Below are 26337 nucleotides of genomic sequence, written 5' to 3'. Positions count from 1 at the left end.
GTTATGAAAATTTTAGCGATAACATCGTGTCCAAATGGGATAGCACACACGTATATGGCTCAAGAGAAATTAGAGCAAGCAGGTAAAGAAATGGGTGTAGACATTAAAGTAGAGACGCAGGGAGGCGTCGGTGCTGAAAATGTTTTAACAGCGAAAGAAATTAGAGAAGCGGATGGGATTATCATTGCCGCAGACCGCCAAGTAGATTTATCTCGATTTGATGGGAAATTATTAATTAATGAAAGTGTTAGAGAAGGTATTCATAAACCACAAGAACTCATTCAACGTATTATCGATAAAGATGCGCACATACATCATGACGCTAATGCGACAGGCACTTCTAATCAAGATGATGAAGAGCAAAAAAGCGGCGTGCAAATGATATATCAACATTTGATGAATGGTGTTTCATTTATGGTTCCATTTATCGTTGTTGGTGGACTATTAATGGCGATTGCATTGACTTTAGGGGGCAAAGCTACACCTGAAGGTTTAGTAATACCAGAAGATTCATTTTGGAAATCAATTGAAAATATTGGGAATTTAGCATTTAGCTTTATGGTCCCTATCTTGGCAGGTTATATTGCTGTAAGCATTGCAGATAAACCGGGACTTGTGCCAGGGATGATCGGTGGTGCGATTGTCGCTGATGGTAGTTTTTATGGTAGTGACGCAGGTGCAGGATTTTTAGGTGGCATCGTAGCAGGTTTCATAGCGGGTTACATTGCAAAATGGATAAAAAATATTAAAATACCAAAAGTAATGGCTCCAATTATGCCGATTATCATTATACCGATAATATCTTCACTTATCGTAGGGCTCATTTTTATTTTCTTAATTGGCGCACCGATTGCTAGTATTTTTGAAGGCTTAACGACATGGCTGAAAGGTATGCAAGGAACAAATATCGTGATTTTAGCGTTGATTATTGGCGCAATGATTGCTTTTGACATGGGTGGACCAGTAAATAAAGTTGCATTTCTATTTGGTTCAGCACTGATTGCTGAAGGAAACTATGCGGTAATGGGTATGGTTGCTGTTGCAGTATGTACACCACCTATTGGTCTAGGTCTTGCAACCTTTATCAACAAACGCAAGTTTAATAAAGGTGAAGTAGAAATGGGTAAAGCTTCATTTACAATGGGATTATTTGGTATAACGGAAGGTGCGATTCCTTTTGCTGCCCAAGATCCTTTACGTATTATACCTTCTAATATGATAGGAGCCATGATTGCTGCGGCGATTGCAGCAATTGGTGGTGTAGGTGATAGAGTAGCGCATGGTGGACCTATCGTAGCTGTGCTTGGTGGTATTGATCAAGTGTTTTGGTTCTTTATAGCAGTGATTGTAGGTAGTGTTGTGACAATGTTCTCAGTATTGACACTAAGAAGAAAAACACCAGCAATAGCTGGAGATGCAACGCATACAGACGCAGGAATGGCTGCGCAAACTCAGAATGATACAGAAGTAGCAACGCAAAATAGCGCTGAAATAAGCGAAGATAAACAAGCAACAACAGATGACGAAATTGAAGTATTTCAGCAAGAGGTAATTGAAATATCAGAGAAGAAATTGACAAGAGACGAAGCAATTGAACATCTTGTAGGTCAATTAAATAAATATGATTATATTACAGATACGGAAAGACTGAAAGCAGACGTCTTAAAACGAGAAATGGAGTCGACAACGGCTATAGGCATGAATGTGGCAATTCCTCATGCTAAATCAGATGCAGTGAAAAAACCAATCGTAGCAGTTATGAATAATAAACAAGGCGTGAATTGGGATAGCTTAGATGGCACATTACCAAAAATTGTTTTCTTAATTGCAGTACCAAGTGATAGTAGTGATACGCACTTGAAATTGTTACAGCGTTTATCTAGAGTGCTAATGGATGATGATATCCGTCAAAGTTTAATCGATGCAACACATACAGAACAAATATACGATATACTAAAAGAAATATAAGTGGAGGTATGCGCATATGCCATTATTCTTACAACCCGTTTTTCAAGAACGTATATGGGGCGGTACGGCTTTAAAATCATTCAATTATGACATCCCTAATGAATATATAGGTGAATGTTGGGGGATTTCAGCACATCCCAATGGACCGAATATAATTGAGAATGGTAAACATAAAGGTAAAACACTAGAAACAGTATGGAATGAAGATAAAGCATTATTTGGTGAAACTGGTGATGCTAAATTTCCTTTATTAACGAAAATATTAGATGCAAACGATAAATTATCAGTTCAAGTCCATCCAAATGATGAATATGCACAAAAATATGAAGGTGAATATGGCAAAACAGAGTGTTGGTATATTCTAGATGCACAAGAAGATGCAGAGATTATTTATGATGTAAACGCTAAAAATCAGGATGAATTAAATGAAATGATTGATCAACAACAATTTGATACCATTTTTAAAACAGTAAAAGTACAAGCAGGAGATTTCTTCTATGTACCAACTGGAACAGTACACGCTATTGGAAAAGGTATTATGATTTTAGAAACACAACAATCTTCGGATACGACATATAGAATATATGATTATGATCGTGTAGATAAAGATGGAAACAAACGTGATTTGCACTTAGAACAGAGTAAAGCAGTAATTCATCTTTCAGAAGACTCACCTAATACAACGCCAATATATGAAAATATCCAAGGACAGCAGTACACACAATTTGTGTCCAATGATTTTTTCACAGTTGAACGTTGGGTAATCGATGGTAACTTAAATTATAGAAAACCGCAGGACTATTGTCTTGTTTCAATTGTTGAAGGCAGCGGACAAATCATTGTAGACGGAAGCGACTACAGTTTAAACAAAGGTGCGCACTTTATACTGACAACAGAAGACGATGAGATTCAATTTAATGGTGACATGACGATGATTGTCAGCCATGTATAAATAAGGAGAGGCGAGATGAATTTGATTTGTCACAAGGCAAATTGGTTTTGTCTGTGCCTCTTTTTATACATAATTAAGATAAAATAATAAATGATGGAGTTGGTGCTTGATGTTGAAAATTTGTGTTGATATTGGAGGAACTAAAACGATTGTTGGGCTTATCAATGAAGACTTAGAAATCGTAGCGAGTCAAAAATTTAAAACGAATAAAGATGTGCCAGAAAAGGAATTCAATGAAATTATAAGTCTGGCGAATGACTATATAACAAATTATAAGGACGTCGATAAGACTGTTTTAAATATTGCGATGCCAGGGCCGTGTGATTATACTCAAGGCGTATTTTTAAACCCACCTAATTTGCAAAAATATAATGGATTTAATGCGGGTGCTTATATAACGCAGAATAGTGAATTTAAGCCACAATTTGTTAATGATACGGATGCTCGCAATTTTAGCAGAACATCAGTATATAAAAGCACAAACTGAGGATTTTATTTATTTAACGATTAGTACAGGTGTTGGCATGGCCTATATGAAACAAGGACAATTAGTTTCTGGCGTTGACGGGAATTTTGGTGAGATTGGCCATACAGTAATTAAAAGTGATAGCAGTTACCAATGTCCTGTCTGTAAGCAATATGGCTGTGTTGAAAATGAAATTTCCGGTTTAGCGATTAGCAGAAAAGCGAGTGATATTTCACAAAGAGAAGTGAGTACGAAAGAAGCTATTGAAATGTACGTCCAAGGGGAAGATGAAACAATAATTCAAATGATTGAAGAAGTGTTAAAACTAACTCAACAACTGTGTACAAATTTATTTAGTGTATTTAATATTTATCATATTGTATTAGGTGGTGGCGTGACACAAAGTGCATTGCCTTATAAAGAAAGTATAGAAACATATGTAAAAGCACATCATTTAATACGCAATAGTCCGATTAGTATTAAAATAAGTGATTTAGAAGCCAATGTATTAACGGGTTTATATTTTGTGAATGAATCCTAATAAAAGACTACACATGTATTGTATTACTATCAAATAACGTTTTTATAAACCTATTTGAAGTGTATAACAATAGTGTGTAGTCTTTTTAAAGTTTATTTCTTTTAATAGCTAAGTATTTTCGTATATTCAATGTTTTAGATAATTGATCTGAAATCAACAAACCTAAAGCAATTGCACCTGCTATCAAAATAGCGCGAATGAATGTGTTAGTCGCGTCAGTAAAATTAAGCGTAACGAGCTGTTGTGTCGCACTGAAAGCAATACTACCTGGAACAAGTGGAATAATGCCAGGGATCATAAATAGCACAACAGGCGCTTTATATATTCGACTCATAGTATGGCTGATTAAACCTAGTGTTAAACTACCCAATAAACTTGTATATATTGTATCCATTTGTCCGTGCTCGCTTAAAATAAAATGGACGATATAACCCATGGCTCCGAGCAAATCCAGCAGGAAGAAATACCTTTTTATGCGAATCGTAAATCACGTTGAAGAAATAGGAGGCGCTGAAACTGCATAAGAATGTAATTAAAATAGTCATGAAGAATCCTCCTTAAAATAGTGAATACGCAATTGCTATGCCTGAACCAATCGCAAAAGCAATAACTAATGCTTCCAAAAATTTTGCTGTAAACATAAGCATGTGACGGCCAAATAAATCTTGTATTGCAGTTGTTATTAATACGCCAGGAACGATTGGCATAACTGAAGCAAGCATGGCAGGTCCAAACATATTATCAACATTGAATAATTTAGACCCAAAGATAACGATTGTTCCTATTACAAAAGAGGCTACAAATTCAGGGATAAACATAGTCAGTGACTTGCTATGCATAAATTCTACAATTAAAAATCCTGTAGCACCGGCTATGATTGCGGTAATCGCATCTGGCCATGTACCATTTTGTAAATATAAAAAGCTCAGCGAGATAATGCCAGCTGCTATCCCTTTCTTCCACAGTGGAATTGTTACTGATGTGCGATCTATATTTTTTAAAAGGTCGTAAGCTTCTTCTATAGATAATTGATTACTTGTGAGTTTCCGTGAAATTGCGTTAACTTGAAATATTTTCAATAAGTTGGTGGTATTTTTATTAATACGCAAAATGCGTGTATCGTGTTCTTCACTTAGTGAAAAGTTGATGAACACATTTATGACATATCCTTGGCTATTGTAATAGCCCATACAAATTGCTATACGACGCATAGTATCTTCAACACGTGATACTTCAGCGCCAGAGGACAAAAGTATTTTACCGGTAAGTAATATGACATTCATGGTTATTTTATCTTTTTGATTATCCAAACATGCACCTCCCACTTATTGGCTAATTATTGTTATTATCCCAATATTAATTAACAAACACAAAGGTAAATCTCTTTATGATATAGAATAAAGGCGTTAAAATATAAAAATTACACATACAGGAGACTTCGGTTTGTGTGGTAGGATAATAGCGCGCAGTCTAAAAACGCCCAAACAAATCAAAGTTGGGCGTTTTTGATGTTATATATTTTTAGAGTGTGAACTAGATTCTTAGCATCACTAAGGAAATTTTTTTCATTAATTTCCAAGTGATGCTTTAAAACCTTTATCAAGATCTGAAATGATGTCTTCTACTTTTTCTGTTCCAACTGATAATCTTACAAGTTCTGGAAGTACACCTGAAGCTTTTTGTTCTTCTGGTGACAATTGTAAGTGTGTTGTGCTTGCGGGATGAATAATTAATGATTTAGAATCACCAACGTTTGCAACGTGTGAGAATAAATCTAATCCTTCAACAAAATTAGCAATATCGTCTACTGAACCATCAACGCCAAATGTAAGTATAGCGCCTTGGCCATCTGGTAAATATTTTTGAGCTAATTCATTGTAAGCATTGTTTTCTAAACCTGGATAGTTTACCCATGTTACATTTGGATGTTTTTCTAAGTATTGTGCGATACGTAAAGCATTTTCTGAATGACGTTCCATACGTAGATGTAATGTTTCTAAACCAATCAAGAATTCATGAACATTGAAAGGTGATACAGATGCACCTAAATCACGTAATAATTGAACACGTGCTTTAGTGATATATGCGGCTTCTCCTACATCTTTCGCATAAGACACGCCATGATAACTAGGGTCTGGTTCTACTAAGCCAGGGAATTTACCGTTATCCCAATTGAATTTACCACTATCAACAATGACACCACCGATTGAAGTACCATGTCCACCAATAAATTTAGTAGCTGAATGAACAATAATGTCAGCACCGTACTCAAACGGACGTAATAAATAAGGCGTTGGGAATGTATTGTCAACAATTAATGGAACACCATTATCATGTGCAATATCTGCAACAGCTTCTATATCTAGAACATCAATACGAGGGTTGCCAATTGTTTCTGCATAAACAACTTTCGTTTTATCTGTAATAGCATTTTTAAAGTTTTCAGGATTGCTAGGATCTACAAAATGGACTTTAATGCCTAATTTTTTGAATGTCACTTTTAATAAATTATATGTACCACCGTACAAGTTTGAAGAAGCAACAATTTCATCACCTGTCTCAACAATGTTTAATAATGCGAGATGTATTGCGGCTTGTCCTGAAGCAGTAGCTAAAGCGCCAACGCCTCCTTCTAGAGCCGTGATGCGTTCTTCAAAGACATTTTGTGTTGGGTTCATAATTCTCGTGTAAATATTACCGTCTTCTTGTAGCGAAAATAATTTTTGTGCATGGTCTGTACTATCAAATACATAACTCGTTGTTTGGTGGATAGGTACTGCACGTGATTTTGAATCATCCACTTGTTGACCGCCATGAATTGATAATGTGTCTAAATGCCATGAATTCTGACTCATAATGTAAATCCTCCTATAAATTTGAATTTTCTGATAACTAATACTATACAAGAGCTATATAGTGAATTCAAGTATTCTTATTAAAAAAGTAAGGATTTATTTTAAGTGTTTTGCAATATTTTAATTATAAAATTTGCAAAAAGGGATGAAACTATTTATAATTCATATCAGTATAGTAGGGAATAAATAAAAACATTAAAAACACCTGTGTGTGGAGGACTATAATGATTGCATATGATTTAATCGGCAATACACCTATGGTATTATTAAAATCTTTTAGTAATGAAGATGTTCAAATTTATGCTAAATTAGAACAATTCAATCCTGGCGGCAGTATTAAAGATAGACTTGGAAAGTATTTAATTGAAAAAGCTTTAGAGAACAACTTAATACAAAAAGGTGGAACTGTAGTAGAGGCATCAGCAGGCAATACGGGTATTGGCGTAGCTATTGCGGCTAACCATCATAATATAAATGCAGTGATTTTTGCACCTGAAGGTTTTGCAGAAGAAAAAATATCCATTATTAAAGCTTTAGGTGCTGAGGTTAGAAGAACTGAGAAAGCATTAGGCATGCAAGGTGCTCAAGAAGCGGCAAAGCAATTTGAATTGAAAACGGGCGCACTTTATTTAAATCAATTTGAATCTGCGAACAACCCCAAAGCATATTTAGAAACGTTGGGTAAAGAAATAACAGGAAAGTTGCCTGAAGTAGATTATTTTGTAGCAGGTATAGGTTCAGGCGGCACATTTACAGGTGTGGCAGAACATTTAACTTCATTTAATGTAGAGAATGTCATTGTTGAGCCAGAAGGTTCTATATTAAGTGGAGGAGCTCAACACGCCCATGATATTGAAGGCATCGGTTCTGAAAAGTGGCCTCAGTTTTTACCTGAATCCTTAGTTTCTGATATTGTGAAAGTGTCTGATAAAGACGCTTTTGAAAATGTAGCATTATTGGCAAAACGAGAAGGCTTACTTGTAGGAAGTTCCTCTGGTGCAGTCTTACAAGGTGCATTAGAAGTAAAAAAACATATCAATAGTGGCATTATAGTAACGATTTTTCCTGATGGTAGTGATCGATACATGTCACAAAAAATCTTTAATTATAAGGAGAATCATTAATGAATAAAAAAACACAATTAATTCACGGCGGATCTACTACTGATCCATATACAGGTGCAGTAACTACACCAATTTATCAAACAAGTACATTTATGCAAGATGACATCGGTGATATGAGACAGGGATATGAATATTCTCGTTCAGCTAATCCAACACGTAGTTCATTAGAAGGCCTTATTGCTGATTTAGAGCATGGTCAATATGGTTATGCATTTGGTTCTGGTATGGCGACCATATCTGCAGTAATCATGTTATTAGACGAAGGTGATCATTTATTAATAAATTCCGATGTTTATGGCGGCACATACAGAGCACTAACAAAAGTATTTTCACGTTTTGGAATAAAAGCAGATTTCATAGATACAACACATATAGATGAAGTGGAACAATATATTAAACCAGAAACAAAAATGTTATATATTGAAACACCATCAAACCCATTGTTACGAGTAACAGATATTAAAAAATCAGCTGAAATTGCGCAGAAACATAATTTGATATCAGTTGTTGATAATACATTTATGACACCCTATTTCCAAAACCCATTAACATTGGGTATTGATATCGTATTGCATTCAGCTACAAAATACATTGGTGGTCATAGTGATGTTGTTTCTGGTCTAGTTGCTACAAATGATGAGGACCTAGCTGAGCGTATTGGATTTATTCAAAATTCAACAGGTGGCGTGTTGGGACCACAAGATAGTTATTTATTAATTCGTGGTATTAAAACATTAGGGCTAAGAATGGAACAAGTACAACGTAATGCACTTTCAATTATTGAAATGTTGCAACAACATCCAAATGTTAAACAAGTATTCCATCCAAGTATCGCTGAACATTTAAACCATGATATCCACGAAGCACAATCAGAAGGACATACTGGGGTTGTTGCTTTTGAAGTTGAGGATATAGAAAGCGCCAAAGCAGTTATTCGAGAATCACAATATTTCACATTAGCTGAAAGTTTAGGCGCAGTAGAAAGTTTAATTTCTGTACCAGCATTAATGACACATGCATCTATTCCTAAAGACATTCGTGCCAAAGAAGGTATTGCAGATGGTCTAATTCGTCTCTCAGTTGGAATTGAAGACACTGAAGATTTAGTAACAGATTTAAAACAAGCTTTAGATCACTTAAACTAATTAATAAGAGAGCCTCTAATCATTTAGAGGCTCTCTTTGTTATATAAGATAATATTTTGTGTGTTATCAATATGTTACTGTTTGGAGCCTTTGCCCGCTATATTGAGAAATGCTTACTGAATCTAAATTTAGATTCAATAAAAGTCTTCTAAGTATCGCATAGTTATTTTCTAGGTATACTAATCACATGACCGAGTTGTTTAGGTACCTCGAAAGATTGTTGACGATCAAAATAAGCTTTGATTTTATCATAAACAGGTTGAGGAAAATTCATGCTACGGCGTGTTTGATTACTTACACCCATCATAATAACTTCATATGTAGCGTTACGTTCGTCTTGCTGATTATACATTGTTAAGAAGAGGTGAACTCTTTTGGCATCATAATCATAAATGCGAACTTTAATATAAAACGAATCATCTAGTAGTAATTCTTTTAAAAATGAAATATGTGCTTCCATACTAAATATCGTTACTTCTTGATTAGGACGATATGAAATTGATAAATCTACAGATTCAAAGAAACCAACAACTGCATCGCTGAATATTGAATAATATTGTGCGTCGTGCATATGGTTGTTACGGTCAATCCAAGATGGTTGTACAGTATTTCTATATATGTATTCTTCTACCATGAGACCACTCCTATAATTATCTATTAATATTGGACTACATAATTGTATCAGTTTTATAGTGAAAAGTTTAAAAATTTGTTTTCTCTATAATGATATTATTATTAGTTGAAAAGTGCGTATTATATAATGTAAATACCATCAAGGATAAGTGTTTTTAGCGGTTTGAAAATTAAAGCCAAGTGAGTTACTATGAATATGTAAACGTTTACATTGCTGTGGGAGACAATACGAAGTTACATTGATAGATGTGTACAAAGGGGTTATATAATGTAATGCGATCTATTTCACAATGATGATTTTACGTTTTTAACAAAAATTACTACTAACAAAGGGGATTACTATGAAGAAGGTATTTTTAATAGGTAGTGCCTTAATTGGTATCATTGTAGGCGCCGGATTTGCTTCAGGACAAGAAATTCTACAATATTTTACTAGTTTCGGTATGATGGGCATATTTGCGGCAATTGTTTCAACAATGCTATTTTCATATATTGGTATGGTGCTTGTATGGCTAGGTAGTAAGTTTAAAGCTCAGAGTCATAATGATGTAATACATAAATTAACAGGCGGTACATTGTTTGGTAAAGTGCTTGCATGGGTGATAGATATTGTACTCATCATCGCCTTGTTTGGATTTGGTGTCGTAATGCTCGCTGGTGGTGGCTCGAACTTTGAGCAACAGTTTGGTATACCGGCAGTCATTGGAACGCTATTAATGGTTCTTTTAGTATTTTTATTCGGTATGTTACGTGTAGATAATGTGGTTAAAGTTATCGGTAATATTACACCGTTATTGATTATAGCTATTCTAGTTGTTGCTGTGTATTGCTTGTTTACAATGTCAGGTACGTTTACTGAACTTACTGACATAGCTAAGGAACATACATCAGCGGTGCCGAATTGGTTTATTTCAGGCGTTAATTACGTTTCGTTAAATATCAGTTTAGGGGCAACTATGGCAATCGTTATGGGTGGTAGTGAGAAAAATCCTAAGATAGGCGCATGGGGCGGTTTCGTCGGAGGATTCGTTTTAGGTGTGATGATCATGATAAGTCATTTTGCGATACTTTCTAAAATTGAAACGGTAGGAGATTTACCAATGCCGATGTTAGGGCTTGTCAATGATATCTCACCAATTTTAGGTGTCCTTATGTCTATCATTATCTATTTAATGATATTTAATACGTGTTTAGGTATGTTCTATTCACTTGCTACACGTTTTACTACTCCTGAAACAATACAGTTTAAAGTATTTTATATCGTATCTATTTTAATTGGCTTTGCAGTAAGCTTTGCAGGATTTACAGACTTAATGTCGTTCTTTTATCCATTTATTGGTTATTTAGGATTAGTATTAATTGTGGTATTAATTTACGCACCATTTAAAGTTAAACGATTAGAGAAAAAAGGACAATTACCATAATATAATAGAAATAAAATCACTATGATCATTTATATAGGCTTTATTTTACAAATTTGAATATTAAGATAGAATGAATAGGCATAGAACTAAGAAAAACAGATTGTATTGTGAGAGGAGTACTATTATGGTATTTGTTGCATTAATATTATTTATTTTATCTTTAGTCTTACTTATTTATTCTATTGCATTATTAATGGGCAAAGATGGTTCGTTATTTAGTTTGTTTACGGACGGTGAAAAAACTTTAACTAAAGGGCAAAAGTTATTGATTTATATCGTTACGATTGTTTTATTAGTGATAAGTTTAGTCTGGTTACTTAATTTAATTTAAAAGTTGTGTCTGTAGTTAAATATCGATAGAACGTTATGAACTTTGATTTTATGCATGCTTCCCTTAGAATCGGGCAAAATCGTAAATTTTTAAATATAAAAAGGACTAATCCATTATTAAATGGATTAGTCCTTTTATTTTGAGGATAGGTGTTTATGTCCAACCTCGAGAACAACTAATATTTTCTTAAAAAGTCAACGTCACGATTGAAGATTTCTTTAACAACGTAAGTTTGTAATGTCGTTAAAATCTTTTCAATTACTTGCGTTTTGTTAGATAAAATACGAATGCTAAAACCATGTGTTGGTAAGTGTGTAATACCAAAGCGACAATCATATGCTTGTTGCAAGTGTTTAATTTGATCGAATACGTTATCTATGAATTTTTGGTTAACATTTGGGTGGATAAAATAACAAGAACCCAAGTGACTATAATGCTCCATATAACCGATATCATCAACTTTATTTTTAGTTGGATCAAGTAACATATTATCAAATACAACGAGATCATCATCTACATAAATTTCATTTAATAAATGCATATATGTGTAGCTAAAGGCTTTACCTTCTTTAGAATATCCAGGTGTTAAAATATCTGTATAAAATAAAGCTGCTGTTGAACTCAAGTTAAATGTATTATGTTGGTAGAATTTGGCATTTTCAAAAGCGATAATTGGGTCGCCTACATATTCCGCATAAGCGTTATCTTTAATATTGAAATTTTGATATTGTTCCACATGGTCATTCAACGTTTTATAAATCTTTGTTGCACCTTGCGAAGTTAATATGACTTTCGCATTAGTGTCTATATTGAAGTTCATGTTATAGCGATCACCATCTAAATAACCGCCACCTACGTTTACAATATAAAATGTAGGAATATCAGAGCCGTTTAAGTAAACTGGACGCATTACTTTTAATGCTCTTTCAAAAAAGATATCACGCGCAACAGATTTTTTTCCGTTATTAAAAACAGTTAGATCTAATTGGCCGGTCCATTGTGGATTTGATTCAGACATTAAGCTAATCCTTTAAGAAATACATCTTGTTCAATCCACTCAAGTACATTGTCTAAGCCTTCATCGGTTTTAAGGTTTGTAAAAGTGAATGGGCGGTTACCGCGGAATGCTTTTGTATCTTCTGCCATGCGTTCTAATGATGCATCAACATAAGGCGCTAAGTCAGTCTTATTGATTACAAAGTAGTCAGATTTAATCATACCTTGTCCACCTTTGCGTGGAATTTTTTCGCCTTGTGCCACATCAATAATATAAATTGAAAAATCAACGAGTTCCGGACTGAAAGTTGCGGCTAAGTTATCGCCACCAGATTCAATGAAAATAAGTTCTATATCTTCATTGCGTTCTTTTAATTCATCAATTGCCGCAAAGTTCATTGACGCATCTTCACGAATTGCTGTGTGTGGGCATCCACCTGTTTCAACACCGATAATTCTATCTTCAGGTAATACACCTGAGTTAACTAATATTTTTTCATCTTCTTTTGTATATATATCATTAGTGATAACACCAATGCTTAAGTCTTTTGCTAAACGTTTAACAATTTTCTCGATAAGTTGGGTTTTACCCGCACCGACAGGGCCCCCGATACCTATTTTAACTGTCTCTGTCATAAAAATTGTCCTCCTAAGATATAAAAATTCTTACATTGACGTTCTCGTGTTCCATCTGGTTGATTTCTAATCCTGGCGCAGTAATGCCTAATTGGGATTCATCCAATGTCATGATATGGTCTCTTGTCTCTTTCATAAGTGGAATCATATGATGGACAATACGTTGACCAACAGTTTGCCCTAAAGGAATTGCACGTACAGCATTTTGAGTTAAACTAGACACGTTTTGATATAAATAATAATCAATAATTGTTTCGATATCGACCCCTAAATGATGTCCGAGCATCGTAAAACAAATGGCAGGATGCAACTTGGCTTTCTTCTCTTTTAGTTGTGCATTGTACCAGTCAATCCAGTCACTATCATAAAGTTCTGAAGCGAGTTTGACCATGCGGTTACCCATTTGTTTTGAACCTTGTCGTGTTTCTTTTGGTAAGTTTTGCACGAAAAGAATTTTATCTAATCGCAATATAGATTCTGAATCATTTTGATTGAGCGCATCATAGACAAGGCGCATGGCTAAGCCATCTGCGTATGTCAATTGTTCGTTTAAGAATAGCGTGAGCCATTGTTGGAAGCTTTCTTCGTCATGTACTGTGTCCCGCTGAATATAAGTTTCAAGTCCAAATGAATGACTAAATGCACCTGTCGGAAATTGGGAATCACAAAATTGAAACAGACGTAGGTGTGCATGATCAGTCATGTGAATGACCTATATGTCTAAATGCTTTATTTACTTTACGATCTTCATGTTCGTATGGAATCCCTAAATCTTTTAATAAAGATTCTACTAAGTAGTCGTATTGTACAAGCATTTCAGTTTCTGTAAATTGTGCTTGGCAAATGTCTGTTTCCAAGTTGATGCGCGATCTCTCCCATTTCTTGGAGCGTACGTGGTTTAATAACGAGTAAATCTTCAGAATTCACATCTACGATAATCATATTCGTATCGTCTTTATATAAAATATCACCATATTGTAAATCAATAGGTTGTTTTAAACGTATACCAATTTCATTACCATGGTCTGTCGTTACACGCTGAATACGTTTAACTAAATCAGAGTTTTCCAAGTATACTTTTTCTGTATGCTTACCTTTTTCACTATCAGCAATGTTAGCGATATTTCCTACAATTTCTTCGATGATCATTTTTTACCTCCTAGAATAAGAAATAGCGTTGAGTTAACGGTAGTTCAGTAGCTGGTTCACTTGTGATTTTTTCACCGTCTACGAATACTTCATATGTTTGTGGATCAACATCTATTTTTGGTGTTGCATTGTTGTTTTTCATATCTGCTTTACTTAACTTACGAATATTGCGAACAGGTCTCACTTTACGTTTTAAGCCGAGTACTTTATCAATATCATTTTCGTATGCTGTTGAAGATACGAAAGTCATTGAAGTACTTTGCATATTGCCACCTAGTTGTCCGTACATTTTACGGTACTTCAATGGTTCGGAAGTAGGGATAGAACCGTTAGCATCTCCATTAATGGCTGTATTAATGAGTCCGCCTTTAAGGATAACGTCTGGTTTTACGCCAAAGAAAGCAGGTTCCCACATGATAATATCGGCGAGTTTGCCTTCTTCAATAGAACCAACGTAATCTGAAATACCATGTGTAATTGCAGGGTTAATCGTATATTTCGCTATATAACGTTTGATACGATTATTGTCATTATGTTTACTGTCACCTTCTAATGCGCCGCGTTGTTCTTTCATACGGTGCGCAACTTGCCAAGTACGTGTGATAACTTCACCGACACGTCCCATAGCTTGAGAATCAGAACTTACCATACTAAATACGCCAATATCATGTAATACATCTTCTGCCGCAATTGTTTCTTTACGAATACGTGAATCAGCAAATGCGATATCTTCAGGGATTGCGGCGTTTAAGTGATGGGTAATCATGACCATATCTAAATGTTCGTCTACAGTATTTACTGTGTATGGAAGCGTTGGGTTTGTAGAAGAAGGTAAGATGTTTGGATAGGCAGCAGATTTAATTAAATCTGGCGCGTGGCCACCACCAAGCACCTTCTGTATGGTACATGTGTAATACGCGGTTTTTTACTGCGGCCATCGTTTCTTCCATGAAACCAGCTTCATTTAATGTATCGGCGTGTAATGCGATTTGAACATCATAGTCATCTGCGACTTGTAAAGCATGGTCTAATGCTGAGGGCGTTGCGCCCCAGTCTTCATGTACTTTTAAGCCAATCGCACCAGCATGTACTTGTTCTACTAATGCAGTGTGATTTACTGCTTGTCCTTTACCAGTGAAACCGATATTTAATGGCAATGATTCCGCTGCTTCTAACATGCGGTGTAGGTGCCATGGTCCTGGAGTAACTGTAGTTGCTTTTGCACCTTCAGATGCACCAGTACCGCCACCAATATGTGTAGTTATACCACTTTCAAGTGCAACTTGTGACTGTTCAGGGTTAATAAAGTGAACGTGTGTATCGATACCACCCGCAGTTACGATTTTGCCTTCTGCAGAAATGATATCCGTCGTAGCACCAATGATAATATCTACGTTATCCATAATATCAGGGTTACCAGCTTTGCCGACTGCCATAATATAGCCATTTTTGATACCTATATCAGCTTTAATGATTTTATCGTAGTCGATAATCATTGCATTTGTCATAACTAAATCTGCAACTTGTTTATCATCACGCGTGACATTAGGGTTTTGAGCCATGCCATCTCTGATAGATTTACCGCCACCAAATGTTGCTTCGTCGCCATACGTAGCGTAATCTTTTTCTACTCTTGCAAATAAATTTGTATCTCCAAGTCTTACAGAGTCACCAACAGTTGGACCATAAAGACTTGTATATTGTGATTGCGTCATTTTAAAACTCATGCTTTATACCCACTTTCTTTATTCGCATTTTCGTTTTCTTCATTAACTTCTTCTGTTGATAAATCTTCATCTCGATAGACACGAGATTCATCAATTGGCCCGTTTACTGCACCATGAAAACCATAAATTTTTCGTTTGCCAGAATATTCAACGAGTTGAATTTCTTTCTCATCACCTGGTTCAAAACGAACGGCTGCACCTGCCGGAATATCTAGTCGTTTACCATAGGCTTTTTCGTGGTCAAAATCTAGCGCTGGATTTGCTTCAAAAAAGTGATAATGTGAGCCAACTTGTATTGGTCGATCTCCAGTATTTTTCACATTAAGTATTGTGGATTTATGACCTTTATTTACTTCTATTTCTGTACGTTTAACTATAATTTCACCAGGTTTCATAATATAAATCCTCCTTTAAACGATTGGGTGATGGACGGTAATCAATTTAGTTCCGTCAGGGAAAGTCGCTTCAATTTCCATTTCTGTTAGCATGTCGGCAACGCCTTCCATTACATCATCTTCACTTAATATTTGTTTTCCGTAACTCATCAGTTCAGCCACGGTTTTCCCATCTCTAGCACCTTCAAGCAGTTCAAAACTAATTATGGCTACTGCCTCAGGATAATTTAATTTTAAACCGCGTTGTTGACGTCTACGTGCTAAATCTGATGCTACGACTAACATCAACTTATCTTGTTCACGTTGTGTAAAATGCACGAGCTTCACTACCTTTCCATTATTTATATCGTGTACGTTAATTATGTCCGCTATATAATGATATTCCGAATACTATTTAACTACAAGAATAACCCCTTGAGAGTGTGAAAAAATAAAAAAATGAATTTTATTACGGGCGATATGTATCTCTTTAAATTTAGTGGATATTAATATATTATTATTTAAGTCAAAGTATATAGAAATCAGGTGACGATGTGGACGCTATTCGGATAATATTGAAGAATATTGCGCAAGTATTATTATTGAACAATCCATGGACAGGGTTGTTTGTTTTAGCAGGTATTTTTGTAGGTAATTGGAAAGTGGGGCTAATGGCTTTGAGTGCAAGTGTCATTTCCTTATTACTTGCAAAACGAACGAATTATTCCGAAGAGGAAATCAATACAGGATTGGCCGGATTTAATCCCGTACTTACTGCCATTGCATTAACATTATTTTTAGTACCAGAATGGTATAGTGTGGTTATTGTATTAGTGGCAATTATTATAACAATGCCTATTGGTTCGGCATTTAGAGAGTTTTTCAAACCATTTGGTGTGCCAATGTTAACAATGCCGTATGTATTTGTAAGTTGGATTGTATTACTCATGTCATTCCAATTTAAATTTGTGAATGCAGATGTAAATATTTTACCGAATACTGTTCAGGAAATTGAGTTTTCTGGTCATAGTATCGACTTTATAAGTGCATTTTTAACGGGCTTCAGTGAAATCTTTTTACTCAAAAATATGATTGCGGGTATATTAATTCTTATTGGTATTTTTATTGCTTCTAGAAAAGCTGGTACATTTGCAATAATTGCAAATATTATAGGTTTTGCGGCAGTCACGATACTTGGTGGCAATCACGACCAAATTAATGATGGCCTGTTTGGCTATAATGTCATACTTACAGTGTTAGCTTTAGGTGTAGCGTTTAGTACTAGAATTCCGCGTTATATAAGTATTGTGTTAGGCATTTTGCTAACTGTCGTTTTACATGCGGGCATGACTACGCTATTAACACCATTTGGCTTGCCGGTATTTACATTGCCATTTATTATTGCTACATGGATTATGCTATTTGCGGGTAATCAAATGAAAGAACAACAAATAGAGTGATATAATATTTAAACTTAAAACAATAGGGCTGAAAGGATAGTAAGCCTTATTGTATGAGTTTTAAACTATAAATTTCTAATTGATTTTAAGAGTGATTTTTTAGAAAGAAGGAATATAAATGAAAAAAATAGTTGTATTGTTTGCAACCGCGGCAATTACTTTAGCAGGTTGCAGTGGATCTGTAAGTCAATCTAAAGGAAACACTTTAGACATTGAATTACCTTTAAAAACAACTTCAATCGCCCCTTATGAAACAGATGTACCAGTGAAAATTGGCGCAGCAGAATCTTTGTTTAAAGCCTCCGCAGAAGGGAAAGTTCAAAAATTATTAGTTGAATCATATAATCAAAAGTCACCAACTCAACTAGATCTAAAATTAAAAGATGATATTAAATTCCAAAATGGTAAAAAAGTGACTGGTAAAGCAGTGAAATCTAGTTTAGAAGAAAGTATTGAGAAAAGTGACTTAGTAAAAGGTTCACTTCCTATCAAAGACATTAAAGTAGATGGACAAAATGTTACGATTACGACAAAAGAAGCATATCCTGAGTTAGTTTCAGAGCTTGCTAGTCCATTTTCTGCAATCTATGATACGGAAGCAGAAGGCGATGTAAATAAAACCCCTGTTGGTACTGGGCCATATCAAATTAAAGACTATAAGCAATCTCAAAAAATTAAGTTAGATCAAAATAAAGACTACTGGCAAGGTAAACCGAAACTAGATCATATCAATGTTACATATCAAGAGGATGGTAACGCACGGACAAGTGATTTAGAATCAGGTAAAGCAGATGTCATTACAGATGTACCTGTTGAAAAAGTAAAAACACTAAAAGAGAGTGATAAAACAAAAGTATCAAATGTCTCAGGATTTAGAACAGGCTTACTCTTGTATAACCATACAAGCGATAAGATGACGCAACCTGTACGCGAAGCACTTGATAAAGTCATAGATCGTGAAAGTATTGCTGAAAATGTGTCTAAAGGTCACGCTAAACCAGCGACTGGGCCTTTTAATACCAAATTAGATTTCATAGAGAATCAACAAGTACAGAAACAAGATATAGATAAAGCCAAGCAAATCATGGAAAAAGAAGGCTATACAAAAGAACATCCATTACAATTAACAGTTTCAACATATAATGGACGTCCAGAGCTTCCAAAAATTGCACAAGTCATCCAATCAGATGCTAAAAAAGCAAATATTGATATTAAATTACGTAATGTCGATGATATTCAAGGTTATCTCAAAGATAAAAGTCAGTGGGATGCGTCACTTTATAGCTTTGGTACGATTCCAAGAGGAGACACAGGTTATTTCTTCAACCAAGCGTACAAACCAGAAGGTGCGATTAACGCAGGTGATTATGACAATGACAAAGTGACTGAACTAATAAATCAATTTAATAAAACAGTAGATACAAATGAACGTCATCATTTAACGAATGAAATTATTGATATAACGAACAAAGACTTAGCAAATAGTTATATTTCATATAATGATAATATCGTCGGTATGAGTAAAGATGTAGAAAACTTAAAAGCAACACCTGAAGGCGTCTACCTTATCGATTATAAAGTAGATAAAAAACAATGATATTAAAAAATATACTTTCTAGAATTGGACAAATGATCATTGTATTGTTTGTCCTTTCTACTATCACGTTTATATTAATGAAACTTACGCCAGGAGACCCAGTCGACAAAATCTTACATTTAGATGTAGCTAATGTTTCAAGTGAACAAATTGAAGCCACTAAACAAAAATTAGGTTTAGATCAACCCGTAGTCATCCAATATATTCAATGGTTAGGACAAATTGTACAATTGAACTTTGGTACGAGTTATCAAACCGGTGAACCTGTAATCAATGAATTGATTTATTATACGCCACCTACAGCATTCATAGCTGTTTTGACTATTATTATTGTTTTTATTGTAGCAGTGCCATTAGGTATTATTGCGGCGAAATACTATCATACTTGGATTGATACATTGATCCGTATAGTAACATCTTTTACTGTTAGTATACCGTCTTTCTTTTTGGGAACATTATTGATTTATGTGTTTGCTCAAAAACTCAACTTACTCCCATCATCCGGATTAGATTCGTTAGCGGGGTACGTCTTACCTGTGATAGCACTTAGCATAGGTATGAGTGCCTATTATGTCAGGTTAATGCGTTCTAATTTAGTAGAATTGTACCAATCAAAAGAAGTAGAAGCGGCTCGTCTCAGAGGGATGTCTGAACGTTATATTTTATGGAAAGACTTGTTTAAACCTGCTATTTTACCGGTCGTTACAGTCTTGGGTATGTCTATAGGCAGTCTTATTGGAGGCACAGTGGTTATTGAAAACTTATTTGGCATACCAGGTATTGGCCATTTCTTAGTCGATAGTATTCGAGCAAGGGATTATCCTGTCGTGCAAGGTGCAGTCCTTATGATCGGGTTCCTTGTAGTTCTAGCTAACACAATCAGTGACTTACTGCTATTATGGCTAGATCCAAAACGGCGATACAATAAAAAACGTAAAAAGACTAAAGTAGCGCGTCAGGATGGTGAGATGTAATGAAACATATGAATAAACACAATCTCATTTTCTATGTTTTTGCCTTCTATCTCATCATAATTATCATAGCGCAATTTTTTGTTTCAACTCATAGTGCATTAGAAGTACATTTAGGTAATGCTTTGGAAACGCCAAGTTTGGTCCATTGGTTAGGCACAGATGATTATGGTAGAGATTTATTATCGAGAGTTATTGTTGGAGCAAGATACACTTTACTCATTAGTTTGGTTACATTACTTGTTACAGTAATTATTGGTGTACCACTTGGACTTTTAGCAGGCTACAAAAAAGGCATCGTTGATACAGTGATTATGCGTTTAATTGACATTGGACTAAGTATTCCAGAATTTGTATTGATGATTGCATTTGCCGGCTTTTTTAAACCAAGTATTTGGAATTTAGTCATCGCCATTACAATAATTAAATGGATGACATATACAAGACTTACGCGTTCTGTAGTAAGCAGTGAAATGATGAAACCTTATATACAAATGGCTAAGCTTTTTAATGTGCCAACGCGTACAATTATTTGGAAGCATTTTTTACCACAAGTTACGCCATCTATTATTGTGCTGATGACTGTGGATTTTGGTAAAATCATACTTTATATTTCATCACTATCCTTTTTAGGATTAGGTGCGCAACCACCTTCACCTGAATGGGGGGCAATGCTTAATGCTGGACGTGACTATATTAGTTCTTATCCATTATTATTAATTGTGCCGAGCAACTTTAATTACACTAACAATATTATTATTCAATTTAGCTGGTGATGCGTTACGAGATAAATTATTAAAAGGGAAGCGTGATTTGGATGACTAATATACTCGAGATATCCAATCTATCAATCAAAGATAATTCAGGAACTGAACTCATCCATAATATCAATCTAGGACTAAAGCAAAGTAAAGTGAATGTCCTAGTTGGTGAAAGTGGTTCTGGTAAAAGTTTAACTGCTAAAGCACTTGTTCAACGTGTACCACGCGCATTAGATATGGAATTCGATGCACTACATTACAAAAATCAAGTTGTCAGAGATATGCATACTTTATTAGGCAAAGAAATAGGCTTTATTTCTCAGGACTACACACACAGCTTTAATGATCATACAAAACTTGGTAAGCAACTTATGGCTATTTATAGAATGCACTATAAAGTGAAAAAAACAGTGGCAAAGCAATTTGTCACAAAAGCATTACAATGGGTAGATTTAGCACCTGATCAAGTTATGGAACGATACTGTTTTAGCTTATCTGGAGGCCAACTTGCCAGGGTACAAATTGCGAGTGTTTTGATGTTAAACCCAGAAGTCATTATCGCCGATGAACCAACCTCATCATTAGATGCGATAACGGGTTATAATGTAATGAATTTAATTAAACATTTAGCAGAAGTGCATCAAGTGACGTTATTAATCATCACACATAATTTATCCCACGTTTTAGATTTTAGTGACTGGATTCATGTAATTCGTCACGGAGAAGTGATAGATTCTAATCATGTTACAGCCTTTAAAAATCACAATGTAAAACCCTATAGCTTGGAGCTATTTAATTCCCGTAGCCAGCCTAAGAAGGGAGAATGTTTATGATTGAATTAACAGGAATAAACTTTAAATATGATCAAGCGCCTATTTTAACTCATATTGACCTGACTATAAAAGCGGATGAAATTATTGGTATCGTAGGTGAAAGTGGTTCAGGAAAGACCACTTTAGCGCATCTCATGCTAGGTTTACTTCAACCGACCGAGGGACAAATCAACACACATGGATTAACATTATTACCTATATTTCAGCATGCATATGATAGTTTTAATCCGAAGTTTAATATAGGAAAATCCTTAGCAGAACCTATACAGTATTATAAAGGCACGGATACGAGTGATGTAAATCGAAGAATGAAAGCATTGATGACATTTATGGAATTAGATGCTAAGTTGTTAGATAGGTTACCTGATGAATTAAGTGGCGGCCAATTACAGCGATTTAATACAATACGTACACTGATGTTGGAACCAGATATGCTCTTATGTGATGAAATCACAGCTAGCTTAGATGTTATTGCAGAGCAAAAAATGATTGAAGTACTAAAAGATTATCATCACAGAACACAAAAAGGCATGTTGATGATTTCGCATGATATGGCCTTTTTAAATCATTTGGTTGAAAGAGTTATTGTAATGAAAAATGGTCACATTGTAGACGATTTTAGTATAGAAGATTTATTTAGTGATCAACGGCATGAATATACAAAACAGTTACTTTCTATATATTAAGAAAGTAACTGTTTATTTATATAACATTCACAATCATTTAGAATTTCAAATAGTAATTCTTTATATATGATTGTGTTTAATACAACTTCCTGTATAATTTAAAATACTATAAAAAAAGGGGACATAAACAATGAAGAAACTATTATTACCTTTGTTAGTGTTGGTGCTTGTACTTGCGGCGTGTAGCAATGGCTCAGAAGGCAAGTCGTCTAAAAAAGATAGCGAAAAAACAACTTACAAACAAGACTCAGGAGATAAAGTGAAAATACCTAAAGATCCTAAGCGTATTGTCGTTTTAGGGGCAACATATGCAGGTGGTTTAAAACAACTTGATGCAAATGTTGTAGGTGTTGCGAATATCGTTGATGACAGTAAAGTATTAAAAGAAAAATTTAAAGATGTTGAGAAGGTAGATGCTGAAAATGTAGAAAGCGTCGCGAAACTCAAACCAGATTTAATCATTACTTATAATACAGATAAAAACTTAAAAAAAATGAAAAAAATAGCGCCTACTGTTGCCTTTGATTATGCAAAACATGACTATAAAGAACAACACTTAGAACTTGGGAAAATTGTTGGCAAAGAAGATAAAGCAAAAAAATGGGTTGAAGACTGGGAGCAAAAAACAAAAGATGATGGTAAAGCAATTAAAGATGCCATTGGCGCAGATACAACAGTGTCTATCATCAAAGACTTTGATAAAAAAATCTATGCACTAGGTAAGACATATGGTCATGGTAGTGAGATTTTATATGACTCATTTGGTCTGAAAATGCCAGAGACAGTAGAAAAAGCAACGAAGAAAAATGATTTAGCTGATATCTCAGAAGAAGAGCTTCCTGAAATGGCTGGCGATTATGTTGTGACTCCTGTAGCAAAAGGGTCAGACTTATCATTTGAAAATAAAGAAATTTGGAAAAATACTGAAGCGGTACAAAACAATCATACATTTAAAGTAGATGAAGGTATTTATTGGTTGAATGATCCATATTCATTAGAATATGAACGTAAAGATCTAAAAGAGAAATTATTAAATAGCAATTCATAGTGAGCTGAACATACTGAGAGGACTTTTTATTTATAAAGCCTTCCAGTATGTTTTTTTATTAAAAAGTAAGTTGCTAGTTGTATTTAGGCGTACTTTTTTATTTAATAATGAATGTGTTAATCTTAAGTGAATGCGCTCACTTTTTAATGGTAAATTATGGGATTAACAGTTGAATCAAGCTTAGACGTAATTTAAATCGATAAATTCAAATAAGAATAAATAGAGATGTTAGATAAGTATTGGGGGATGTTATATGGAACAACAGCAAAAAATAAATAATTGGATTGAAATGACAAAATATGTGCACTATACAGAATCATTAATAGAAAAAACGTTAAAACAACAATATCATTTAAGCTTAAAAGAATTTTATGTACTATACGAAATTTATAAAGCAACAGGAAAAAAATATAAAATGAATGATTTAATCAAAATTGTAGATTTGAGTCAAAGTGCAATGTCGCGTTTAATCGTTAGGATAGAAAGAATGGATTGTCCGCTCGTTTATAGACAAGAATGTGTTGAAGATCAGCGTGCTATGTATATCTATCTAACTGAAGAAGGATTAACAATGACTAAAAAGGCATTAAACACATATGAACAATTGATTGAAAAGATCGACCTATCGCAAATTCGTAAACTCACTCAAATTAATGATGATTAATTCGTTAGATTTTAGCTTTTATAGTATAACCTAGGAAATAATTACTTGAACTATAAGTATAATCACAATGTAAGTGGATAAGGATTATGTAGTTTAAAGCAGATGATTAATGCCCCATATAGAGTGAGATATGGTATGGTGAGTAAAAATAGGGGGCATGTTAAAATGGATATACAATCAGCGTGGCTAAATTTACCAGTAAAAGACCTTAAAGCAAGCGAAGCATTTTATAGCGCAATTGGCTTTAAAATTCAGCAAAATGACGCTGTTTTGGATAAAATGAGAGGAATTCAAACGATTGATAATAAAATTATCATGCTTATTGAGCATAGCCAATTTAAAAAAGCAGCTCACCTTTCTAATATAGGCTCAAATGAAGCATTAGTTTCTATTTCCGTATCCCAGTTCCAAGAGGTTGATGCATTATTGAATAAAGTTGAAGAAGCAGGCGGTAAAGTATTGCAGAGCGGTACGATGCTAGAAGGGTTTTATGGTGGTTTGTTTAGTGACATAGATGGTCATTTATTTAATATTATTGTGATGTAAAGTAAGTAGTAACATATATTGTTAGGGTTGATAACGAATTTGGAAGGATGTATACCGATGATAAAAGCAATTGCAGTAGACAAAGATGGAACGTTATTTAAATCCAATCATACGTTTGATGAAATATATTTTGAAAAAATATTTGAAGAAGTAACGAAACGTAATATAAAATTTATTGTAGCAAGTGGAAACCAATATGCGCAATTACGATCATATTTCCCAGGCAAGGAATCACAAATTACGTATGTAGCAGAAAATGGTGCTGTTACATATGTTAATGATACGTTAGTATCTTCCTCACATTTTGACCAGCAACTTACTTTTGACATTTTACAGACAATTATGGTGGATTATAATATCTCTGACGTTATAGTAAGTGGGATTAAATCAGCATATGTTAAAAGTAATTGTAGCGATGAATTTATGAATTTTATTACCAACTATTACTATGATATTGAAAAAGTTGAAAACTTTAGTGATATCAAAGATGACCAGTTTGTTAAAGTGGCGATGAGAATCAAAGATGACGATATCGTAAAGCAAGTTAAAGCTGGTTTGGAAAGTGAATATGCACACGAAATACGTGCCGTGACAAGCGGTGCTGAGAGTGTGGATCTTATTTTACCTGGTGTGAATAAAGGTGTGGCGATTCAAGCACTTTTAAACCAATGGGGAATAGATAAAGACGAATTATTAGCTTTTGGAGATGCTAATAATGACTTAGAAATGCTTGCACTGACGACCCATAGTTATGCTATGGCAAAATGTAGTCCAGAACTTGAAAAAATAGCCCAACATCGTGCACCATCTAATGATGACTCTGGTGTATTACAAGTGATTGAAAGATACTTGAATCAAGAGGATCAAGAATAAATAGAAGTCGAAAATAATCGACGATAATGCTAAAAAAATAAGGAAGCTTCCAAGATTTAGATGGAGGCTTCCTTATTTATATACCTATTATTTTATAATTAATACAGGAAGATTCGCGCTGTTAGCAATTTTATGAGTGACATTGCCTAGGACATTTTTAATGTCTGATTTTGCACGTTTATTACTCATGACGATAATGTCATAATGATTTTCTTCTACTTCTTGTAGAATAGATTGCTTGATGTACCCTGTACTAAATCTCACGCGAACATTTAAACCAAGATCTTCTAATTTTTGAACAAATGGATCAAGTTCTTTGCCCTTTTCGTTTGCTAATTCTTCAAAATGTTTACCATCATAGCGTACTGAGGTTTGCAATTCTCCTTCAGAAATAACATTGAAAATTGTAATTTCTGCGTCATCTACGCCGGCAGTTAAGTTTTGTAGTTCTTTCGGAACGTTATCGAATGTGTTGCCAAAGTCATAAGCTAATAGTATTTTCTTGTACATAATAGCGCCTCCTTTATTATTTACATACCCTAATAAAAATAATGTAATATGATTTTAAATTAAATAA

Annotated in this window: 26 protein-coding genes and 4 pseudogenes; 18 read left to right on the top strand and 12 right to left on the bottom strand. The window is 34.5% G+C overall.

The genetic code is table 11. The annotated features are described in order from the left end of the window. Positions 1–3: 3 nt before the first annotated feature. The 4 genes from ABLV90_RS02335 to ABLV90_RS02320 all read left to right on the top strand — a co-directional run bounded on the left by ABLV90_RS02335 (position 4) and on the right by ABLV90_RS02320 (position 3927). Positions 4–1968, top strand: coding sequence for a fructose-specific PTS transporter subunit EIIC (locus tag ABLV90_RS02335; RefSeq protein ID WP_460872061.1), 1965 nt, complete (start codon positions 4–6; stop codon positions 1966–1968). Positions 1969–1984: 16 nt separating this feature from the next. Next, positions 1985–2920, top strand: coding sequence for a mannose-6-phosphate isomerase, class I (gene manA, locus ABLV90_RS02330; RefSeq protein ID WP_460872060.1), 936 nt, complete (start codon positions 1985–1987; stop codon positions 2918–2920). Between the two features lie 109 nt (positions 2921–3029). Continuing rightward, entirely contained in the window at positions 3030–3407 is a 378-nt protein-coding gene (locus tag ABLV90_RS02325) for an ROK family protein (protein ID WP_460872059.1), read from the top strand. After that, positions 3361–3927 (top strand): ROK family protein, encoded by a 567-nt coding sequence (locus ABLV90_RS02320; RefSeq protein ID WP_460872058.1) that lies wholly within the window; start codon positions 3361–3363, stop codon positions 3925–3927. Before ABLV90_RS02325 ends, ABLV90_RS02320 begins: the two co-directional genes overlap by 47 nt. Before the next feature lie 85 nt (positions 3928–4012). Here ABLV90_RS02320 and ABLV90_RS02315 read toward each other — a convergent pair. From ABLV90_RS02315 to ABLV90_RS02305, 3 genes and pseudogenes are all read right to left on the bottom strand, one after another. Then, positions 4013–4472 (bottom strand): annotated as a pseudogene (locus tag ABLV90_RS02315) (threonine/serine exporter family protein). A gap of 12 nt (positions 4473–4484) precedes the next feature. Beyond that, entirely contained in the window at positions 4485–5237 is a 753-nt protein-coding gene (locus ABLV90_RS02310) for a threonine/serine exporter family protein (protein ID WP_069817846.1), read from the bottom strand. A 258-nt stretch (positions 5238–5495) separates the two neighbouring features. Further along, the gene (locus tag ABLV90_RS02305) at positions 5496–6782 is read right to left on the bottom strand and encodes a homocysteine synthase (RefSeq protein WP_069817847.1); all 1287 of its coding nucleotides are present in this window, start codon (positions 6780–6782) and stop codon (positions 5496–5498) included. A 224-nt stretch (positions 6783–7006) separates the two neighbouring features. Between ABLV90_RS02305 and ABLV90_RS02300 the strand changes: the two genes are divergently transcribed. Both ABLV90_RS02300 and ABLV90_RS02295 read left to right on the top strand, forming a co-directional pair. Then, the gene (locus ABLV90_RS02300) at positions 7007–7906 is read left to right on the top strand and encodes a PLP-dependent cysteine synthase family protein (protein ID WP_427708147.1); all 900 of its coding nucleotides are present in this window, start codon (positions 7007–7009) and stop codon (positions 7904–7906) included. Then, positions 7906–9051: a bifunctional cystathionine gamma-lyase/homocysteine desulfhydrase gene (locus tag ABLV90_RS02295; protein ID WP_460872057.1), complete on the top strand. Its 1146-nt coding sequence runs from the start codon at positions 7906–7908 to the stop codon at positions 9049–9051. The genes ABLV90_RS02300 and ABLV90_RS02295 overlap by 1 nt, the downstream gene beginning before the upstream one ends. A gap of 163 nt (positions 9052–9214) precedes the next feature. Here ABLV90_RS02295 and ABLV90_RS02290 read toward each other — a convergent pair whose 3' ends face one another. Further along, the gene (locus tag ABLV90_RS02290) at positions 9215–9685 is read right to left on the bottom strand and encodes a thioesterase family protein (RefSeq protein WP_427706170.1); all 471 of its coding nucleotides are present in this window, start codon (positions 9683–9685) and stop codon (positions 9215–9217) included. A 340-nt stretch (positions 9686–10025) separates the two neighbouring features. Between ABLV90_RS02290 and ABLV90_RS02285 the strand changes: the two genes are divergently transcribed. Next, entirely contained in the window at positions 10026–11108 is a 1083-nt protein-coding gene (locus tag ABLV90_RS02285; RefSeq protein ID WP_460872056.1) for a hypothetical protein, read from the top strand. A 124-nt stretch (positions 11109–11232) separates the two neighbouring features. Then, positions 11233–11439: a hypothetical protein gene (locus ABLV90_RS02280; RefSeq protein ID WP_002511563.1), complete on the top strand. Its 207-nt coding sequence runs from the start codon at positions 11233–11235 to the stop codon at positions 11437–11439. Positions 11440–11614: 175 nt separating this feature from the next. Here the strand turns inward: ABLV90_RS02280 and ABLV90_RS02275 are convergent, their stop codons facing one another. The 7 genes and pseudogenes from ABLV90_RS02275 to ABLV90_RS02245 all read right to left on the bottom strand — a co-directional run bounded on the left by ABLV90_RS02275 (position 11615) and on the right by ABLV90_RS02245 (position 16660). After that, the gene (locus tag ABLV90_RS02275; RefSeq protein ID WP_427706174.1) at positions 11615–12457 is read right to left on the bottom strand and encodes an urease accessory protein UreD; all 843 of its coding nucleotides are present in this window, start codon (positions 12455–12457) and stop codon (positions 11615–11617) included. After that, entirely contained in the window at positions 12457–13071 is a 615-nt protein-coding gene (ureG, locus tag ABLV90_RS02270) for an urease accessory protein UreG (RefSeq protein WP_069817853.1), read from the bottom strand. Before ureG ends, ABLV90_RS02275 begins: the two co-directional genes overlap by 1 nt. 13 nt (positions 13072–13084) lie before the next feature. Next, positions 13085–13774 carry an urease accessory protein UreF gene (locus tag ABLV90_RS02265; protein WP_460872055.1) on the bottom strand — a complete coding sequence of 230 codons (690 nt, stop codon included), beginning with the start codon at positions 13772–13774 and terminating at the stop codon, positions 13085–13087. After that, positions 13767–14220, bottom strand: a pseudogene (gene ureE / locus ABLV90_RS02260) (urease accessory protein UreE). The gene ABLV90_RS02265 and the pseudogene ureE overlap by 8 nt, the downstream one beginning before the upstream one ends. A 10-nt stretch (positions 14221–14230) precedes the next feature. Further along, a pseudogene (ureC, locus tag ABLV90_RS02255) lies at positions 14231–15947 on the bottom strand (urease subunit alpha). Then, a complete protein-coding gene (locus ABLV90_RS02250; RefSeq protein WP_427706180.1) occupies positions 15944–16342 on the bottom strand; it encodes an urease subunit beta in 399 nt (132 codons plus the stop codon). Before ABLV90_RS02250 ends, ureC begins: the two are co-directional and overlap by 4 nt. Positions 16343–16357: 15 nt before the next feature. Beyond that, a complete protein-coding gene (locus ABLV90_RS02245) occupies positions 16358–16660 on the bottom strand; it encodes an urease subunit gamma (protein ID WP_069817856.1) in 303 nt (100 codons plus the stop codon). Positions 16661–16875: 215 nt separating this feature from the next. Here ABLV90_RS02245 and yut point away from each other — a divergent pair, with 215 nt between their 5' ends. The 10 genes and pseudogenes from yut (at position 16876) to ABLV90_RS02195 (ending at position 25760) form a co-directional block, all read left to right on the top strand. Then, positions 16876–17781 (top strand): urea transporter, encoded by a 906-nt coding sequence (gene yut / locus ABLV90_RS02240; protein WP_427708143.1) that lies wholly within the window; start codon positions 16876–16878, stop codon positions 17779–17781. A gap of 118 nt (positions 17782–17899) precedes the next feature. Continuing rightward, on the top strand, positions 17900–19378 hold the full coding sequence (gene nikA, locus ABLV90_RS02235; protein ID WP_427708141.1) for a nickel ABC transporter substrate-binding protein: 1479 nt from the start codon (positions 17900–17902) through the stop codon (positions 19376–19378). Further along, positions 19375–20352 carry a nickel ABC transporter permease gene (gene nikB, locus ABLV90_RS02230; protein WP_069833156.1) on the top strand — a complete coding sequence of 326 codons (978 nt, stop codon included), beginning with the start codon at positions 19375–19377 and terminating at the stop codon, positions 20350–20352. Before nikA ends, nikB begins: the two co-directional genes overlap by 4 nt. Continuing rightward, positions 20352–21174: pseudogene (nikC, locus tag ABLV90_RS02225) on the top strand (nickel transporter permease). The gene nikB and the pseudogene nikC overlap by 1 nt, the downstream one beginning before the upstream one ends. After that, a complete protein-coding gene (locus ABLV90_RS02220) occupies positions 21167–21943 on the top strand; it encodes an ATP-binding cassette domain-containing protein (protein ID WP_460872054.1) in 777 nt (258 codons plus the stop codon). The pseudogene nikC and the gene ABLV90_RS02220 overlap by 8 nt, the downstream one beginning before the upstream one ends. After that, positions 21940–22629 (top strand): ATP-binding cassette domain-containing protein, encoded by a 690-nt coding sequence (locus ABLV90_RS02215; protein WP_427706190.1) that lies wholly within the window; start codon positions 21940–21942, stop codon positions 22627–22629. Before ABLV90_RS02220 ends, ABLV90_RS02215 begins: the two co-directional genes overlap by 4 nt. A 130-nt stretch (positions 22630–22759) precedes the next feature. Next, positions 22760–23677 (top strand): ABC transporter substrate-binding protein, encoded by a 918-nt coding sequence (locus ABLV90_RS02210; protein WP_427706192.1) that lies wholly within the window; start codon positions 22760–22762, stop codon positions 23675–23677. Positions 23678–23930: 253 nt separating this feature from the next. After that, positions 23931–24341, top strand: coding sequence for a MarR family winged helix-turn-helix transcriptional regulator (locus ABLV90_RS02205; RefSeq protein WP_069817864.1), 411 nt, complete (start codon positions 23931–23933; stop codon positions 24339–24341). A 165-nt stretch (positions 24342–24506) separates the two neighbouring features. Continuing rightward, a complete protein-coding gene (locus tag ABLV90_RS02200; RefSeq protein ID WP_427706194.1) occupies positions 24507–24887 on the top strand; it encodes a VOC family protein in 381 nt (126 codons plus the stop codon). A gap of 57 nt (positions 24888–24944) precedes the next feature. Beyond that, positions 24945–25760 (top strand): Cof-type HAD-IIB family hydrolase, encoded by an 816-nt coding sequence (locus tag ABLV90_RS02195; protein ID WP_427706196.1) that lies wholly within the window; start codon positions 24945–24947, stop codon positions 25758–25760. Positions 25761–25847: 87 nt separating this feature from the next. On the opposite strand, the gene ABLV90_RS02190 is transcribed toward ABLV90_RS02195, so the two are convergent. Next, positions 25848–26270: a universal stress protein gene (locus tag ABLV90_RS02190; protein WP_069817867.1), complete on the bottom strand. Its 423-nt coding sequence runs from the start codon at positions 26268–26270 to the stop codon at positions 25848–25850. Between the last annotated feature and the right edge of the window lie 67 nt (positions 26271–26337).

Source organism: Staphylococcus sp. 2S1, assembly GCF_046721335.1.
In the GTDB taxonomy this organism is placed as follows: Bacteria; Bacillota; Bacilli; order Staphylococcales; family Staphylococcaceae; genus Staphylococcus; species Staphylococcus equorum_A.
This window is presented reverse-complemented; position numbering and strand designations above follow the sequence as displayed.